General features: G+C 69.6%; 13 protein-coding genes. 6 read left to right on the plus strand and 7 right to left on the minus strand.

The genetic code is table 11. From position 1 onward, the window contains the following. Nucleotides 1-22: 22 nt before the first annotated feature. Nucleotides 23-2,245, minus strand: coding sequence for an NADP-dependent isocitrate dehydrogenase (locus tag VHA73_02055; GenBank protein ID HVX16790.1), 2,223 nt, complete (start codon nucleotides 2,243-2,245; stop codon nucleotides 23-25). An 85-nt stretch (nucleotides 2,246-2,330) separates the two neighbouring features. On the opposite strand from VHA73_02055, the gene VHA73_02060 reads away from it, so the two are divergent. After that, entirely contained in the window at nucleotides 2,331-3,251 is a 921-nt protein-coding gene (locus VHA73_02060; protein ID HVX16791.1) for an SGNH/GDSL hydrolase family protein, read from the plus strand. A gap of 106 nt (nucleotides 3,252-3,357) precedes the next feature. Beyond that, nucleotides 3,358-5,091 (plus strand): amidohydrolase family protein, encoded by a 1,734-nt coding sequence (locus VHA73_02065; protein HVX16792.1) that lies wholly within the window; start codon nucleotides 3,358-3,360, stop codon nucleotides 5,089-5,091. A 102-nt stretch (nucleotides 5,092-5,193) separates the two neighbouring features. On the opposite strand, the gene VHA73_02070 is transcribed toward VHA73_02065, so the two are convergent. After that, entirely contained in the window at nucleotides 5,194-5,649 is a 456-nt protein-coding gene (locus VHA73_02070; GenBank protein HVX16793.1) for an SRPBCC family protein, read from the minus strand. 168 nt (nucleotides 5,650-5,817) lie between these two features. Here VHA73_02070 and VHA73_02075 point away from each other — a divergent pair, with 168 nt between their 5' ends. From VHA73_02075 to VHA73_02085, 3 genes are all read left to right on the plus strand, one after another. Then, nucleotides 5,818-7,248: an aldehyde dehydrogenase family protein gene (locus VHA73_02075; GenBank protein ID HVX16794.1), complete on the plus strand. Its 1,431-nt coding sequence runs from the start codon at nucleotides 5,818-5,820 to the stop codon at nucleotides 7,246-7,248. A gap of 273 nt (nucleotides 7,249-7,521) precedes the next feature. Then, on the plus strand, nucleotides 7,522-8,514 hold the full coding sequence (locus VHA73_02080; GenBank protein ID HVX16795.1) for a malate dehydrogenase: 993 nt from the start codon (nucleotides 7,522-7,524) through the stop codon (nucleotides 8,512-8,514). A gap of 160 nt (nucleotides 8,515-8,674) precedes the next feature. Further along, complete coding sequence (locus tag VHA73_02085) at nucleotides 8,675-9,181, plus strand: carboxymuconolactone decarboxylase family protein (GenBank protein HVX16796.1); 507 nt, start codon at nucleotides 8,675-8,677, stop codon at nucleotides 9,179-9,181. A 30-nt stretch (nucleotides 9,182-9,211) separates the two neighbouring features. On the opposite strand, the gene VHA73_02090 is transcribed toward VHA73_02085, so the two are convergent. Both VHA73_02090 and VHA73_02095 read right to left on the minus strand, forming a co-directional pair. Then, nucleotides 9,212-10,048 (minus strand): DNA-formamidopyrimidine glycosylase family protein, encoded by an 837-nt coding sequence (locus tag VHA73_02090; GenBank protein HVX16797.1) that lies wholly within the window; start codon nucleotides 10,046-10,048, stop codon nucleotides 9,212-9,214. 338 nt (nucleotides 10,049-10,386) lie between these two features. Further along, entirely contained in the window at nucleotides 10,387-10,809 is a 423-nt protein-coding gene (locus tag VHA73_02095; GenBank protein HVX16798.1) for an SCP2 sterol-binding domain-containing protein, read from the minus strand. Nucleotides 10,810-10,875: 66 nt separating this feature from the next. On the opposite strand from VHA73_02095, the gene VHA73_02100 reads away from it, so the two are divergent. Further along, a complete protein-coding gene (locus VHA73_02100) occupies nucleotides 10,876-11,583 on the plus strand; it encodes a VTT domain-containing protein (protein HVX16799.1) in 708 nt (235 codons plus the stop codon). A gap of 119 nt (nucleotides 11,584-11,702) precedes the next feature. On the opposite strand, the gene VHA73_02105 is transcribed toward VHA73_02100, so the two are convergent. From VHA73_02105 to VHA73_02115, 3 genes are all read right to left on the minus strand, one after another. Then, nucleotides 11,703-14,102 (minus strand): sodium-translocating pyrophosphatase, encoded by a 2,400-nt coding sequence (locus tag VHA73_02105; protein HVX16800.1) that lies wholly within the window; start codon nucleotides 14,100-14,102, stop codon nucleotides 11,703-11,705. A 185-nt stretch (nucleotides 14,103-14,287) separates the two neighbouring features. Continuing rightward, complete coding sequence (locus VHA73_02110; protein HVX16801.1) at nucleotides 14,288-15,169, minus strand: CoA ester lyase; 882 nt, start codon at nucleotides 15,167-15,169, stop codon at nucleotides 14,288-14,290. A gap of 32 nt (nucleotides 15,170-15,201) precedes the next feature. Beyond that, nucleotides 15,202-16,170: CoA ester lyase (locus VHA73_02115; protein HVX16802.1), on the minus strand; the 969-nt coding region annotated here is incomplete at its 5' end.

The raw sequence follows: 16,170 nt of genomic DNA on the forward strand, positions 1-16,170 counted from the left end.
CGGACCGCTGCCAGCGGCTGGATCAGCCGAGGAGCGAGAGCGCGTCGTTCAGGGTGCCCGACGGGCGCATCACCGCCGACGTCAACGCCGGGTCCGGGTGGTAGTAGCCGCCGAGCTCGACCGGGTGGCCCTGCACGGCGAGCAGCTCGCCCGCGATCTTCTCCTCGTCGGTGGCCAAGCGCTCGGCGAGCGGCGCGAACTTCGACGCCAGCTCGGCGTCGTTCGACTGCGCGGCCAGCGCTTGCGCCCAATACAGCGCCAAGTAGAAGTGGCTGCCCCGGTTGTCGATCCCGCCCAAGCGGCGGGTCGGTGACTTGTTCTCCTCGAGGAACCGGGAGATGGCGACGTCGAGCGTGTCGGCGAGCACTTGGGCTCTCGGGTTGCCGGTGGTCTGGGCGAGGTGTTCGAGCGACACGCCGAGGGCGAGGAACTCGCCGAGGCTGTCCCACCGCAAGTAGTTCTCCTCGAGCAGCTGCTGCACGTGCTTGGGGGCCGAGCCGCCCGCGCCGGTCTCGAACAAGCCACCGCCGTTGATCAGCGGCACGACCGACAGCATCTTCGCGCTGGTGCCGAGCTCGAGGATCGGGAACAGGTCGGTGAGGTAGTCGCGCAGCACGTTGCCGGTGACCGAGATGGTGTCGAGGCCTCGGCGGATGCGCTCCAGGGAGAAGGCGCAGGCCTCGGCTGGTGCCATCACCGCGATCTCGAGGCCTTCGGTGTCGTGGTCGGCGAGGTAGCGCTCGACTTTGGCGATGAGCTGCGCGTCGTGCGCCCTGGCGGAGTCGAGCCAGAACACGGCGGGCGAGCCCGTGGCCCGAGCCCGGGTCACGGCGAGTTTGACCCAGTCCTGGATCGGGAGATCCTTCGTCTGGCAGGCCCGCCAGATGTCGCCAGCCTCGACCTCGTGTTCCAACAGCACGCGGCCGTCGGCGTCGACGACCCGCACGGTGCCGGCGGCGGCGATCTCGAACGTCTTGTCGTGCGAGCCGTATTCCTCGGCCTTTTGCGCCATCAGGCCCACGTTGGGGACCGACCCCATCGTGGCCGGGTCGAAGGCCCCGTGGGCACGGCAGTCGTCGATGACCACCTGGTACACGCCGGCGTAGCTCGAGTCGGGGATCACCGCGAGCGTGTCTTGTTGCTCACCCGCCGCGTTCCACATCTGGCCCGACGTGCGGATCATGGCCGGCATCGAGGCGTCGATGATCACGTCGCTCGGCACGTGGAGGTTGGTGATGCCGCGGTCGGAGTCGACCATTGCCAGCGCGGGTCCGTCGGCGAGCCCTTGTTCGACGGCCGCTTTGATCGCGTCGCGGGTGTCGGCCGGCAGCTCCTCGATGGCAGTGAGCAGGTTGCCGAGACCGTCGTTCGCGCTGATGCCGGCCGCGTCGAGGGTCGCGCCGTACTCGGCGAACAGCGCAGGGAAGAAGGCCCGCACGGCGTGCCCGAAGATGATCGGGTCGGACACCTTCATCATCGTGGCCTTGAGGTGGACGGAGAACAGCACACCCTCGGCTTGCGCGCGTTCGAGTTGCGCGGCGAGGAAGGGGTCGAGCGCCGCTTTGCGCATGACGGTGGCATCGAGCACTTCACCTGCCATCAGCGGGATCGATGGCTTGAGCACCGTGGACGTGCCGTCGGTGGCCAGGTGCTCGACGCGCACGTCGGTGGGGTCGCCAACCACGACCGACCGCTCCTCGTGGAAGAAGTCGCCCTCGGTCATGGTGGCGACGTTGGTCTTCGACTCTGGTGACCATGCGCCCATCGAGTGCGGGTGCGCCCGGGCGTACTGCTTCACCGACTGCGCCGCGCGGCGGTCGGAGTTGCCCTCGCGCAGGACCGGGTTCACCGCAGATCCCTTCACCCGGTCGTAGCGCTCCCGAAGGTCGTGCTCCTCGTCGGTGGCCGGCTCGTCGGGATAGTCGGGGAGGTCGAAGCCCTGGCGCTGCAGCTCGGCGACGGCAGCTTTGAGCTGCGGGATCGACGCCGAGATGTTGGGGAGCTTGATGATGTTGGCTTCGGGCTTCTGGGCCAGCTCGCCGAGCTCCGCGAGGTCGTCGGTGTGGCGCTGCTCGGCCGTCAGACGCTCGGGGAACGAGGCCAGGATGCGCCCGGAGAGCGAGATGTCCCGGGTGTCGATCTCCACACCGGCCGCCGCGGCGTACGCCTGGATGATCGGCAGCAGCGAGTACGTGGCCAGGAGTGGGGCTTCGTCGGTGTGCGTGTAGATGATCTTCGAGGTCACAGGCGCAGGCTACCGGGGTGGTCCAGCCGCCTGAGAAGCCGAAGCGGTAGCGTCGACCGGCCAGATGTCGGGGAACGGGGGTGCCATGTCGAGCCGTCGCGTTGTTGCGTTGCTCGTCGGAGCGGCGATGGTGGTCGCTGCAGGGGTCGGATGCTCGTCGTCGGCGTCGTCCAAGAGCGGAGGCGGCGACGGGAACAGCGCGGCGCAGTACTACGTGTCGCTCGGCGACTCGTACGCGTCGGGCTGGCGGGTGGTCAACCCCAACGGGTCGGGCCACAACACCCGCCAGGGTTTCGCGTACCAGGTGCCCGGCCTCGCCAAGGCCAAGGGCTACGACCTGCAGCTCGTCAACTTCGGCTGCGGCGGGGCCACCACGACGTCGATCCTCGAACGGGTCGGCTGTCCGGTGAACGCGCTTGGGCCCGGTGGCACGGCGTACGCGCAGCAGACCCAGATCGCCGCCGCCGAAGCGTTCTTGCGTGCCCACCGCGGCCACGTCGGCCTGATCACGGTCTCGATCGGCGGCAACGACGTGACGGCGTGCGCCAAGGCGAGATCGCCGACGGTGTGCGTGGCCGACGCCGTGAAAGGTGTGAAGACGAACGTCAGCCGCCTGGCGGCACGGTTGCGCGCCGCAGCGGGGCCCGACGTGCCGATCGTCGGCACGACGTATCCCGATGTGATCCTGGCCGGTTACCTGTCGAAGTCCGCCGGGAGCCAGGACCTGGCGAAGCTGTCGGTGGTGGCCTTCAAGTCGCTGATCAACCCGGCTCTGAAGGAGTCGTACGCGTCGGCCGGCGGGCAGTTCGTGGACGTCACCGCGGCATCGGGCGCGTACGGCTCGCTCGACCAGACCACCGAGGTGGCGGGCTACGGCCGGATCCCGGTGCCGGTCGCCAAAGTGTGCGAGTACTCCTACATGTGCCGCTACCACAACATCCACGCCACGGTCGCCGGTTACCACCTCATCGCGCAGCTGATCGTCGACACGCTGCCGACACCATGACACGCGCACCCACGCCGTGCGCAGGCCGCGTCCGTTGTCGGGCCCGACCGCGTTCTGCGAGAATCTGACGTAGCGTCAGAAACGGCCGAAGCTCGGGGGCGAGGACATGTTGGACCACCTCATCAAGGGGGCGACCGTCGTCGACGGCACCGGCGATGCTCGCTTCGTGGGCGACGTCGGCGTCGCCGGGGGGCGCATCGCGCGGGTGGTGGCCGCCCGCGACGGCGGCATCGACGAGCCGGCCGCCTCCACCGCCGATGCCGAAGGCCTGGTGCTGGCGCCTGGATTCGTCGACCCGCACACCCACTACGACGCGCAGCTGTTCTGGGACCCGCTCGCCACGCCGTCGAACGTGCACGGCGTCACGTCGATCGTGGCCGGCAACTGCGGGTTCACGCTCGCACCGCTGCACGCCGACGACGCCGACTACCTGCGCAAGATGATGGCGAAAGTCGAGGGCATGCCCCTCGCCGCGCTCGAGCAAGGCGTGCGGTGGGACTGGGAGACCTACCCCGAGTACCTCTCCCGGCTCGAAGGGAACCTGGGCGTGAACGCCGGGTTCATGGTGGGGCACTGCGCGCTGCGCCGCTACGTGATGGGCGCCGACGCCGTGGGCCAGGAGGCAACCCCGGAGCAGGTCGACGCGATGGTGGCGCTGCTGCACGACGCGATCGACGCTGGCGGCCTCGGGTTCTCGACGACGTTGAGTCACACCCACTCCGACGGCGACGGCCGGCCGGTCGCGTCGCGCTGGGCGACCCGCGATGAGCTCGTCGCGTTGTGCGCGGCAGTCGGCGAACACCCCGGCACCAGCCTCGAAGCGGCGTTCTCCGGCGGCCTCGACCAGTTCAGCGACGACGAGATCGACACCATCGCGGCCATGGCCGGCGCCGCCAGGCGGACGCTGAACTGGAACGTGCTGACGATCGACTCGAAGGTGCCCGAGCGCATCCCGCGCCAACTCGGCGCCGCCGAGGCCGTGGCCGCCGCCGGGGGGCGGGTGGTGGCCCTCACCATGCCGGTGCTCGTCCCCATGAACATGAGCTTCTTGACGTACTGCTCGTTCAACTTGATGCCCGGCTGGGGTGACGTGATGTCGCTGCCGGTGCCGGAGCGGATCGCCAAGCTCCAGGACCCCGACACGCAACGGTGGATGGTGGCGCGCAGCCAGAGCCCCGAGGCTGGCGTGTTCCGGCGGCTGTCCGACTGGGCGAACTACGTCATCGGCGACACGTACTCCGCGGCCAACGAGGGGCTCAAGGGTCGGCGGGTGGCCGACATCGCGGCGGAGCGCGGGCTCGATCCGTTTGCCGCGCTGGTGCAAGTGGCGGTGAACGACGACTTGCGCACGATCCTGTGGCCCGGCGCGCCCGACAACGACCCGGCCTCGTGGGAGCTGCGCCGCCAGACATGGGACGACCCCCGTGCGATGCTCGGCGGCTCCGACGCGGGCGCCCACCTCGACCGCATGGCCGGCGCACCGTACACGACCCGCTTCCTCGGCGACACCCTCCGCGGCCGCAAGCTGGTGTCGCTCGAGCGAGCGGTGCAGCTGATCACCGACGAGCCGGCACGCTTGTTCGGCCTCGTCGAGCGAGGCCGGATCGCGGAGGGCAACCGCGCCGACCTCGTGCTGTTCGATCCCGACACGGTCGGCTCCGACGACGCCACCCTCGTGCACGACCTGCCCGGCGGCAGCGCCCGCCTCACCGCCGGTTCGCGGGGCGTCGAGCGGGTCTACGTGAACGGCGTGGTCACGGTGGAGGCCGGCTCGGCCACCGGGGCGACACCCGGCGCGCTGCTGCGCTCGGGTGTCGACACCCAGCTCGACGGGACCTGAGCGCGTCCTGCTCCAGCCTCTACGCCCACATCCCAGCCGGACCGCGAGGCCCGCTCGGCCCCGCTGTCGTGCACCTTCACCGCCGAGCGAGCGGCGAGAGCGTCAGCGCTCGAGCTCAGCCTTGACCCGTTCGAGCGTGGCGACGATGCCCTCGTCGAGCTCAACCTCGTGGTTGCCGCCGAGCATGGCCTTGTCGGCGAGCTTGACCACGGCTGGTTCCTTGTCGAGCTCGCGGGTCTCGGTGACGAGCGTGCCGCCGCCGGCCGATGGCTCGAACCGGTACCGCCAGGTTGCGCCCGAAGGCACCACCTTGAATGCGAACTCCTTGCCCGGGTTCGCGGTGACGACCTTGCACACCGTCGCCCACCGCGCCCACTTGCGCTTGTTGAAGCCGACGAAACGGGCGCCGACCGTCGCTTCCTTGGCGCGTCCGAGCCAGCGACCACCGGTGCACTCGGGGCTCCAGCGACCCATCTGCGTGATGTCGGCGATGGCGTCGTAGACGTCCGCCGGCGAGCGGTTGATCGTGGTCTGACCCTGGAGGTGGTGGTCGTTCATGACCGCATCGTTGCCTTTCGCCACAATCTGTACAAGTGCGGAGTGTCGACCGCGGACCCTGGCCGGACTGCCTCGGCACGCACTTGACCCGAGAGTCAGGATTTTGACGCGTCGCCCCCCTGGAGTCGCTAGCTTGGCCGGACCGCATCTCACCAGGGGGCGATCGGAATGCTCGATCACGACAAGCTCTACATCAACGGCGCATGGGTGCCGTCCACCGGCAGCGGCTCGATCGACGTGATCAACGCTGCGACCGAGGAGGTGATGGGGCGGGTCCCTGACGGCACCCCGGCTGATGTCGATGCTGCGGTCGCGGCGGCTTCGGCGGCGTTCGAGACCTGGTCGCAGACCGACCCAGAGGAGCGCGCCAAGGCGGTCCAGCGCATCGCCGAGGAGCTCGGCGCCCGCAACCAGGAGATCGCCGAGATCATCTGCGGTGAAGTCGGCATGCCGATGATGCTCAGCCAGCTCGTACAGGCTGGGCTCCCGGCGGCGGTGGCCGGCAGCTACCCGTCGATCATCCGCGACTTCCAATGGGAGGAGCAGATCGGCAACTCGCTGGTGCTGCGCGAGCCCATCGGCGTGGTCGGCTGCATCACGCCGTGGAACTACCCGCTGCACCAAGTGGTCGCCAAGGTCGTGCCGGCCATCGGCGCGGGCTGCACCGTCGTCCTCAAGCCCAGTGAGGTCGCCCCGCTCGCGTCGTTCGTGCTCGCTGAGATCATCGACGGCATCGGCTTGCCGCCTGGCGTGTTCAACATGGTCACCGGCACCGGCCCGGTGGTGGGCGAGGCCATCGCGGCGCACCCCGACGTCGCCATGGTGAGCTTCACGGGCTCCACGCGCGCTGGCAAGCGCGTCAGCGAGGTCGCCGCCGCCACCGTCAAGCGCGTGGCGCTGGAGCTCGGCGGCAAGTCCGCGAACATTCTGCTCGACGACCTCGAGGGTGAGTCCCTCGAGAAGGCCGCTCGGGCGGGCGTCGGCGACGCCTACCTCAACTCGGGGCAGACGTGTACCGCACTCACCCGCATGCTCGTTCCCCGGTCGCTGCAGGATCAGGTGGTCGACATCGTCCGCGATGAGGTCGAGAACACGTGGACCATCGGTGACCCGGCCACCAACGCCGGTCGCCTTGGCCCGCTGATCTCCGACGTCCAGCGCGACCGGGTGCGCGGCTACATCCAAAAGGGCCTCGACGAGGGCGCCACGCTCGTGACCGGCGGCCCCGAGCAGCCCGATGACCTGCCCACCGGTTACTACGTGAAGCCCACCGTGTTCGCCGATGTCGACAACGAGATGACGATCGCCCGCGAGGAGATCTTCGGGCCGGTGCTGTCGATCATCGCCTATGACGACGAGGACGACGCCGTCCGCATCGCCAACGATTCGCCGTATGGCCTGTCGGGCGCGGTGCAGAGCGCGGATCCCGAGCGGGCCAAGCGCGTGGCGCGGCGCATCCGCACCGGCCAGCTGTCGATCAATGGTGGCGGGTTCAACCCGCTGGCGCCGTTCGGCGGCTACAAGCAGTCGGGCTCGGGTCGTGAGCTCGGCAAGTACGGCCTCGAGGAGTTCCTCGAGACCAAGTCGCTGCAGCTCTGAGCGCTGCACCGATCGCGGCAGCGCGCTGATCCCAGCCGCTGTCCGCCATTGAGTGGGGACCGAATTCGGGGGAGTTCGGTCCCCACTCACTCTCCGCACCTCGACGCGACGGGCCGCCCGGGCCGCTCGCAGCCGTTCGACTCGCACGCCGCGCCGGCCGGCCAGCGCACGCGTTGTCGGGTCGCTTCGCCCGCCAGCCCGGCTTCGCCGCCGGCTCCGGGAGCGGAATAGTGTCGGCAGGTCCCCCAGACCCGCTCCCGGAGGTATCCGCAGGTGAGCACCCAGCCCGTCCGCATCGCTGTCACCGGGGCTGCCGGCCAGATCGGCTACAGCCTCCTGTTCCGCATCGCCAGCGGTGCCGTGCTCGGACCGGACCAACCGGTCATCCTCCAGCTGCTCGAGATCCCGCCGGCCATGGGCGCGCTCGAAGGCGTGGTCATGGAGCTCGACGACTGCGCGTTCCCGCTGCTGGCGGGCATCGAACCTGCCGACGATGCCAACAAGGCCTTCGAGGGTGCCAACGTCGTGTTTCTCGTGGGCTCCCGCCCGCGCACCAAGGGCATGGAGCGGTCGGACCTGCTCGAAGCCAACGGTGCCATCTTCACGGTGCAAGGCAAGGCGCTGTCGGACCACGCCGCCGATGACCTCAAGGTGCTCGTGGTCGGCAACCCCGCCAACACCAACGCGTTGATCGCCATGCACAACGCACCGGACGTCCCCCGCGAGCGCTTCACGGCGATGACCCGTCTGGACCACAACCGGGCGCTCGCCCAGCTCGCCGCCAAGGCCGGCTGCCCGGTCAACGACATCACCAACATGACCATCTGGGGCAACCACTCGGCCACGCAGTACCCCGACATCTTCCACGCCGAAGTCGGCGGGAAGGGCGCCGCGGAGGTGGTCGGCGATCAGTCGTGGCTCGAGAGCGACTTCATCCCCACCGTACAAAAGCGCGGTGCGGCCATCATCGAAGCCCGGGGCGCCTCGTCGGCCGCGTCGGCCGCGTCGGCCGCGATCGACCACATGCGCGACTGGATCCAGGGCACGCCGGCGGGCAGCTGGGTGTCGATGGCGGTCCCGTCCGACGGCTCGTACGGCGTCGCGGACGGCCTGATCTCCTCGTTCCCTTGCACCACCTCTGGTGGCGACTGGTCGATCGTGCAGGGTCTCGACATCGACGAGTTCTCCCGCGGCCGCATCGACGCGTCGGTGGCCGAGCTCGCCGAGGAGCGCGACACCGTGAAGGGACTCGGCCTCATCGGCTGAGCCGCGGCCACCCGCCTCGTGACCGTCACGCCCGGCGCCGGCCGATCCGTCGCTCGGCGCACCCACGCCCGCGGCGGACGGCACCGGGCGCGGTGTGGCGCACCGCGCCGGGTCCGGCATCCTGGGAACGTCCGTGCTGGGGCCGACTGAAGGAGCAGCGATGGCCACCGAAACGTCCACGCCCACCTCGTACGTCCCCGCCGAGCCCCGACGCATGTCGCTGCCCGACGACGCGCCGGCGCTGTACAAGGCGCAGTACGGGCTCGAAGTGGCGGTCCGACGATCCGGTATCGACCCGGTGCTCTACGAGTTGATCAAGATCCGCGCGTCGCAGATCAACGGGTGCGCGTTCTGCATCGACATGCACACCCTCGACGCCCGTGCGGCCGGCGAGACCGAAGCCCGCATCAACTTGTTGCCGGCTTGGCGCGAGGCGCCGTACTACACCGCCCGCGAGCGGGCGGCGTTGGCGCTCACGGAGTCGGTCACGCTCGTGGCCGACACCCATGTTCCCGACGATGTGTGGGCTGACGCCGCCGAGGTCTTCTCGTCCGAAGAACTGGCGCAGGTCGTGATGGCCATCGTCGTGATCAACGGATGGAACCGCATGCAGATCGCCACCCGGTCACCAGCTGGCGAATACACCCCGGCCGACCGCCACGCTTGAGGGGCCGGCCGCTCGACCGCGGCCCGACCCTCACTTCAAGAACTTCGAGGTCGTGTTGTCGGCCAGCACCTTGCCGTTCGTCTGGCAGGTCGGGCAGTAGGCCACCGTGTACGACCGGTACACGACCGCGCGGATCTTGTCGCCGCACACCGGGCACGCCTCGCCCACCCGGTGGTGGACGTTGCCGGGCCGGTCGGCCGACGCGCTCATCTCGTCGCGGCCGCGCTCGTAGGCCAACCCTTCGGTCACGCACTCGCCGAGGGCTTCGACGAGGCTCTCCGCTTGCGCCCGGTCGAGCTTGGCGGTGTTGGCGAAAGGCGACAGGCGCGCCCGGTGGCACACCTCGTTCGCCAGGCGGCGGCCAAGCCCCGCGATGATCCGCTGGTCGCGCAAGAAGCCGTGGAGTCGCATGGGATGGGCCTCGAGCAGGTCGGCCATCGCCGCCCCGTCGACGCGGTCGGCGTCGGGGCCCAGGTGGGCAAGCGGTTCTTGCGCCTCAGGGTCACCGTCGACGACCCACACCCCGGCTTTGCGCTCGGTGCCCTGCTCCGTCAGCAGCAGGGCTCGACCGTCGGTGAAGGTCCAGCGGGCGATCCCGCCCTTCGGCTTCGGGCTCTGCTTCTCGTCGGGCCGGATGCGCCCGCCTTGCATGAGGTGGACGACGAACGTGATGACACCGAAGTCGAGCAGGAGCAGCTTGCCGCGGCGGCCGACGAACACCAGGCCGCTGCCTTCCGCCAAGGCGGGGTCGGGTGCGGCGGTCTTGAGCGCGGTGAACGTGATCGGCCGAAACCCGGCCAGCGTCGACTCCGCGTAGGCGGCGTCGAGCCGTTCGGCGTGAGCCTGGACCTCGGGCAGTTCAGGCACGAGTCAGTGACCCGGACCGTACGTGAGGGCGGGCACTCGCCGGCCAGATTCCATCAACGAACCTCCCACTCGGGTCACCAGTGGTGCGTCGGGCAGCTTGCGGGGTGGCACTGGCGGCCTGCGGCACCGCGGGACGGCGTTCTTCTCCTCACCGCAGCTACGGCCGCGCCTTCGTCGTGCGCTCTTGCCAGCGGCACCGAACGACTCGCCATCACCACCTCCTCACCTACCAGGCACACCACTAGGACTACGGGGCTACGACGGCTGGTTCCTGCCCGCTCGTCCGAATAGGTGGGCAGGTCACCGGGATGACGAGCACGGAACGCGCGACCGGCATCTCAATACGTGGTCGACGTGCGGACGTCGGCGAACACGTCGTCGAGGCCTGCGAACGCCACGTGGTGGGTCATCAACAAAGCGACGTCGCCGTCGACACGGAGCTTGCCGAGCATGAACGCTGCTTGCGCCGACAGCTCGCCCCGCCCGACCCGCACGGCCGTCGCGCGGTCCTGCGTGAAGGTGACGTCGGGACGATTCGACTGGCCCGGTCGGACGCGGACGAGGCCGTGGTCGACGATCACGTGCCACGCAGCACCTCTTCCCGGGTGTTGGGACGCGTCGCCGTTTGGGGATGCGGCATCGGCGGTCACGATCTGCTGCACCGTCAGCGCGATGTCCTTCGTGGCGGTCGCCAGGGCGCCGCTCGCGCTCGCGGCGCGGTCGAGCTCGTCGACCCACTCAGGGCTGAGGAACGTCGCCATCCTCGCACGCTACCGGTGGCCAGGACCCGATCCGGTCACGGGCCGGCTCGCCGCTACGATGCGCCGATGCTCGCCTGGCTGTACGCCTCCAGCTTCCTCAAACCGGAGTTCTGGCTCGAGAAGGCCGGTGCGAGCGCCGTGTGGGCGGTGACCGCCATCATCTTCGCCGAGTCGGGATTGTTGTTCGGCTTCTTCCTGCCCGGCGACTCGCTGCTGTTCCTCACTGGGTTCCTCACGTCGTCGGGAGCGCACGACTTCGCCGCCAAGAACCACCTGTTGCCGGCGGTGAACCACATCCCGTCGCTGTGGGTGCTGCTGATCGTCTTCTTCGTGGCCGCGGCCGCGGGCGACCAGGTCGGCTACCTGTTCGGCAAGCGGGTCGGCCCCGCGCTCTTCAGCCGTCCCGACTCACGATTGTTCAAACAGGCGCACGTCGCCCGGGCCCACGCGTTTCTCGACAAGTACGGGCCCAAGACGGTGCTGTTGGCCCGCTTCGTGCCGGTGGTCCGCACGTTCGCCCCGATCGTGGCGGGCGTCGGCGAGATGCGCTACCGCACGTTCGTCGCGTACAACCTGATCGGCGCGTGCGTCTGGGCGATGGGTGTGACGCTGCTCGGCCACTTCCTCGGCGACGTGTCGTTCATCCGCAACAACATCGAGGTCGCGATCGTCGGTGTGGTCGCCCTCTCGCTGGTGCCGGTGGTCATCGAGGTCTACCGCCACCGCAAGCACGGCACGGCCGGCCTGACGGGCACCGACCCCACCGTGCTGTGAGCACTTGAGCACGCGTGGCGTGGCCAAGTGCTCACAGCAGCGTGGGTCTCTCCGTGGGTCGGCGGGGCGAGAGTTGGCCGCCTGCCGCCCGGTCGGGGTGAGCGCCCGGGGTGGTCGGGTCAGACGCTGACGCTGGCGGTGGGCTCGTCGTCGGCAGCGGGCGGGGCCGACGGCGCGGGCACCTCGTCGTCGGAACCGTGCTGCTTCGAGTACCAGATGGCACCGACCACCACGAGGAGCGCCACGATCGCGATGGCGATGCCACCGCCGTTCATGGCGTCCTTGGCGCTCTCGGCCAGCTTGCCCTTGTCGGCGAACTTGATGACCGCCGGCAGGATCAGCAGCGAGATGAGGTTCATGACCTTCATCAGCGGGTTCAGCGCCGGGCCGGCAGTGTCCTTGAACGGGTCACCGACGGTGTCGCCGATCACGGCGGCCTTGTGGCTCTCGGACCCCTTGCCGCCTTCGGCACCGTCTTCGATGTACTTCTTGGCGTTGTCCCAGGCGCCGCCGGAGTTCGACAAGAAGTTGGCCATGAGCAGGGCGGTCACGATGGCGGCGGCCAGGAAGCCGCCGAGGGCCACTGGGCCGAGACCGAAGCCGACCACCACCGGCATCAGGACGGCGATCAGCGCCGGGGTCGTGAGCTCACGCAGTGCGGCGCCGGTGCAGATGTCGACGACGGGCCCGAAGTCGGCGTCCTTGTTGCCGGCCATGATCTGGCCGTCGGCGAACTGGTCGCGCACTTCGCCCACGACGACGCCGGCCGTACGGGACACGGCGCGGATCGCCAGCGAGGAGAAGATGAAGGCGATCGAACCGCCGAGCAGCACGCCGATGAACACCTTGGGGTCGGCGACGTTGATCGGGAACGAGTGGTTGATCTTGGAGGGGTCGACGCCGAGCTTGTCGGAGATCTCTCCGTAGATCGATTCGCCGTAGCTGGCGAACAGGCCGACGGCGGCGATGACGGCAGACCCGATCGCGAAGCCCTTCGTCACGGCCTTGGTGGTGTTGCCCACCGCGTCGAGGCCCACCATGATCCGCTCGGGCTCGCCCTCGAACGTGCCGGCCATCTCGGCGATGCCGGCGGCGTTGTCGGCGACCGGGCCGAACGTGTCCTCGGCCACGATGATGCCGGTGGTCGACAGCATGCCGATGCCGGTGAGGGCCACGAGGTACACACCGAACTTGAAGTTGCCACCGGCGAGGGCGATGGCAGCGCCGATCGCCACCGCGATGGCCACCAGTGCCCACACCGACGACTCGAGGCCACCGGACAGGCCCTCGAGGACCGTGGTGGCCGGGCCGGTGCGGGTGGACTTGGCGATGTCGCGCACCGGCTTGTGCTCGGTGGACGTGTAGTACTCGGTGATGCGCGAGGCGGCGAAGCCGAGCGCCACGCCGATCAGCACCGCGCCGAACATGCGGGCGCCGGGAGAGCTGAGGGTGGAGCCCTTCGGGGTGCCGATGTAGAGGAAGGCGAGGATCGCCGCGCCCACGACCGACAACGCCTGGGCGATGGTCACGCCGCGCACGATGCACTTCAGCGCGTCGGACTCGCCGGGGCGACCCTTCACCGCGAAGATGCCGATGATCGAGGCCACGATCCCGATGCCCATCATCGCCACCGGGAACACGAGCCCCTTGGCAGCGTCGGCTTCAGACGCACCGATGGCGCTGAAGGCCGACACGCCCAAGATGATCGAAGCCACCAACGTCACGCCGTAGGACTCGAACAGGTCGGCGGCCATGCCGGCGCAGTCACCGACGTTGTCGCCCACGTTGTCGGCGATGGTGGCGGGGTTGCGGGGGTCGTCTTCGGGGATGCCCGCCTCGACCTTGCCGACGAGGTCGGCGCCCACGTCGGCCGCCTTGGTGAAGATGCCGCCGCCGACCCGGAGGAACAGGGCGAGCAGCGAGCCACCGAAACCGAAGCCGATCAGCATGGCCGACGAGGTCTTCTGGAAGATCAAGATGATCAGCGTGGCGCCCAGCAGGCCGAGCCCGGCGGTGGCGAGGCCGGCGACGCCGCCGGTGCGGAACGCGACCCGCAGGGCGTCGGCGAAGCTGCCGCGGGTGGCGGCGGCCGTGGTGCGCACATTGCCGCGGGTGGCGAGCCACATGCCCAGGAAGCCGATCGACGACGAGAAGACCGCGCCGACGATGAAGCAGATCGTGCGGAAGCCGCCCGACGCGGCGAAGCCCATCGCCACGCTGCCGTCGGGCCGCTTCAGGGCGGCGGAAGTGAGGAACACCAGCACGGCCAGCGGGATCACGCTGAACGCGATCGTGCGGAACTGGCGCTTGATGTACGCCATGGCACCTTCGTGGATGTGCCCGGCGATGCGCTGGTGGTCTTCGTTGCCTGCGTCGGCAGCGAGCACGTTCTGGACGAGGAAGTACCCCACGCCCAGGGCGGCGGCCGCGGCGATCAGGCTGAACACCAACAGCGCGGTGTCGCTACCTCCGAGCTTGAAGGCCTGGTAGCCACCTTCACCGGCGAGAACCACTGGCATGCCATGTCCTTGTTGGTTGCGGCGGTGGCGACAGAGGGCCACCGGGCTGGTAGGAGAGCGGGCCCGCGCCAAGCCAGACGCGGCGAAAAAGCCCGCACTTTGCTAGTGGTTGGGGTGCCGTCCGCGCAATTTCGGCGGCATCTCGAACCACGTCGCCCCGAATGACCAGGGCCGTCGCGGAGCGCTCAAGCGGAGCCGAGGGCGGCGATCGCCTCGGCTTGGGCGAGTACCCGCCGGGCGTTGTCGACGTGGAGGTTCTCGATCATGCGCCCGTTGAACGTGACCACGCCTTTGCCGGCGGCCACGGCCTCGTCGAACGTGGCGATGAGGTCGCGGGCCTCGGCCACCGCTTCGGGCGACGGCGCCCAGATGGTGTTGGCGTCGTCGATCTGGCTCGGGTGGATCAGCGTCTTGCCGTCAAAACCAAGGTCCCGGCCCTGCACGCACTCGGCGTGGAAGCCGTCGGCGTCCTTGATGTCGTTGTAGACGCCGTCGACGATCACTTTGCCGGCGGCGCGTGCGCCGAGCACGCACATGCTCAGCGCGGCGACGAGTGGTTCGCGCCCGGGGATCTGCACGGCGTGCAGTTCCTTGGCGAGGTCGTTGGTGCCCATCACCAACACCGTGAGGCGCTCCGACGCGGCGGCGATGTCGGCGGCGTGCAACGTGGCCACCGGCGTTTCGAGCATGGCCCAGATCCTGGTGCGGTCGGGTGCGCCGCCCGCTTCGAGGCCGGCTTCGATCTTGCGCACGTCGTCGACGGAGTTCACTTTCGGCACCACGACGCCGTCGGGGCCGGCTTTGGCGGCCGCCGCGAGGTCGTCGGCGTGCCATTCGGTGTCGAGCCCGTTGACCCGGATCGTGATCTCCTTGGCGCCGTACTCGCCTGACGCCGCGGCGGCGCAGACCCGTTCGCGTGCCTCGGGCTTGGCGTCGGGCGCCACGGCGTCTTCGAGGTCGAGGATCAGCGCGTCGGCAGGTAGGCCTTTGGCTTTCTCGAGCGCCCGCTCGTTGGCGCCGGGCATGTACAGGACGGATCGGCGGGGCCGGAGGGCGTCGTCGGTCATCGTTGCTCCTTGGGGTGGTGCGCGCCGCGGCGCTACTTGGCGAAGCCGTACAGCTCGGCGAGGGCGGGGTCACGGCCGGCGAGCTGACGGGCGAGGTCGAGCATCACGTGGCACTGCTTGACCGACGCGTCGTCTTCCATCTTGCCGTCGATCATCACGGCGCCGGAGCCGTCGCCCATCGCTTCGATCACCTGCTGTGCGTGGGCCACATCGGCGGGGTCGGGGGAGAAGACCTTCTTGGCGATGTCGATCTGCACCGGGTGGAGGCTCCACGCGCCCACGCAGCCGAGCAGGAACGCGTTACGGAACTGGTCCTCGCAGGCGACCACGTCCTTGATGTCGCCGAAGGGGCCCCAGAACGGCAAGATGCCGTTGGCGGTGCAGGCGTCGACCATGCGGGCGATCGTGTAGTGCCAGGGGTCCTGCTGGTGGGCGGCGCGCGGCGCGTCGGGGTCGTCCGGGTCCGGATCGGCGACCGTGCGGTAGCCCGGATGGCCGCCGCCGACGCGCGTGGTCTTCATCCGCCGAGACGCGGCCAGGTCGGCCGGGCCGAGGCTCATGCCCTGGATGCGCGGCGAGGCGGCGGCGATCTCCTCGAGGTTGGTCACCCCGAGGCTCGTCTCGAGGATCGGGTGGACGAGGATCGGCCGCTCGAGCCCGGCCGCGGCCTCCAGCTGCGCCAGGAGCCGGTCGAGGTAGTGGATGTCCCACGGGCCCTCGACCTTGGGGACCATGACGACGTCGAGCCTGTGGCCGATCTCCGCCACCAGCTGCGTGAGGTCGTCGAGGACCCACGGCGAGTCGAGCGCGTTGACGCGCGCCCACAGCTGGGTGTCGCCCAGATCAATCTCCCGCCCGACGGCGACCAGGCCCGCACGCGCGGCCGCCTTGCGGTCGACCGCGACGGCGTCCTCGAGGTTGCCCAGCAGGATGTCGACCTCGGCGGCGATCTGCGGCACCTTGGCGACCATCCGCTCGGTGGAGAAGTCGAGGAAGTGGAT

Source organism: Acidimicrobiales bacterium (genome assembly GCA_035547835.1).
Lineage (GTDB): Bacteria > Actinomycetota > Acidimicrobiia > Acidimicrobiales > Iamiaceae > DASZTW01.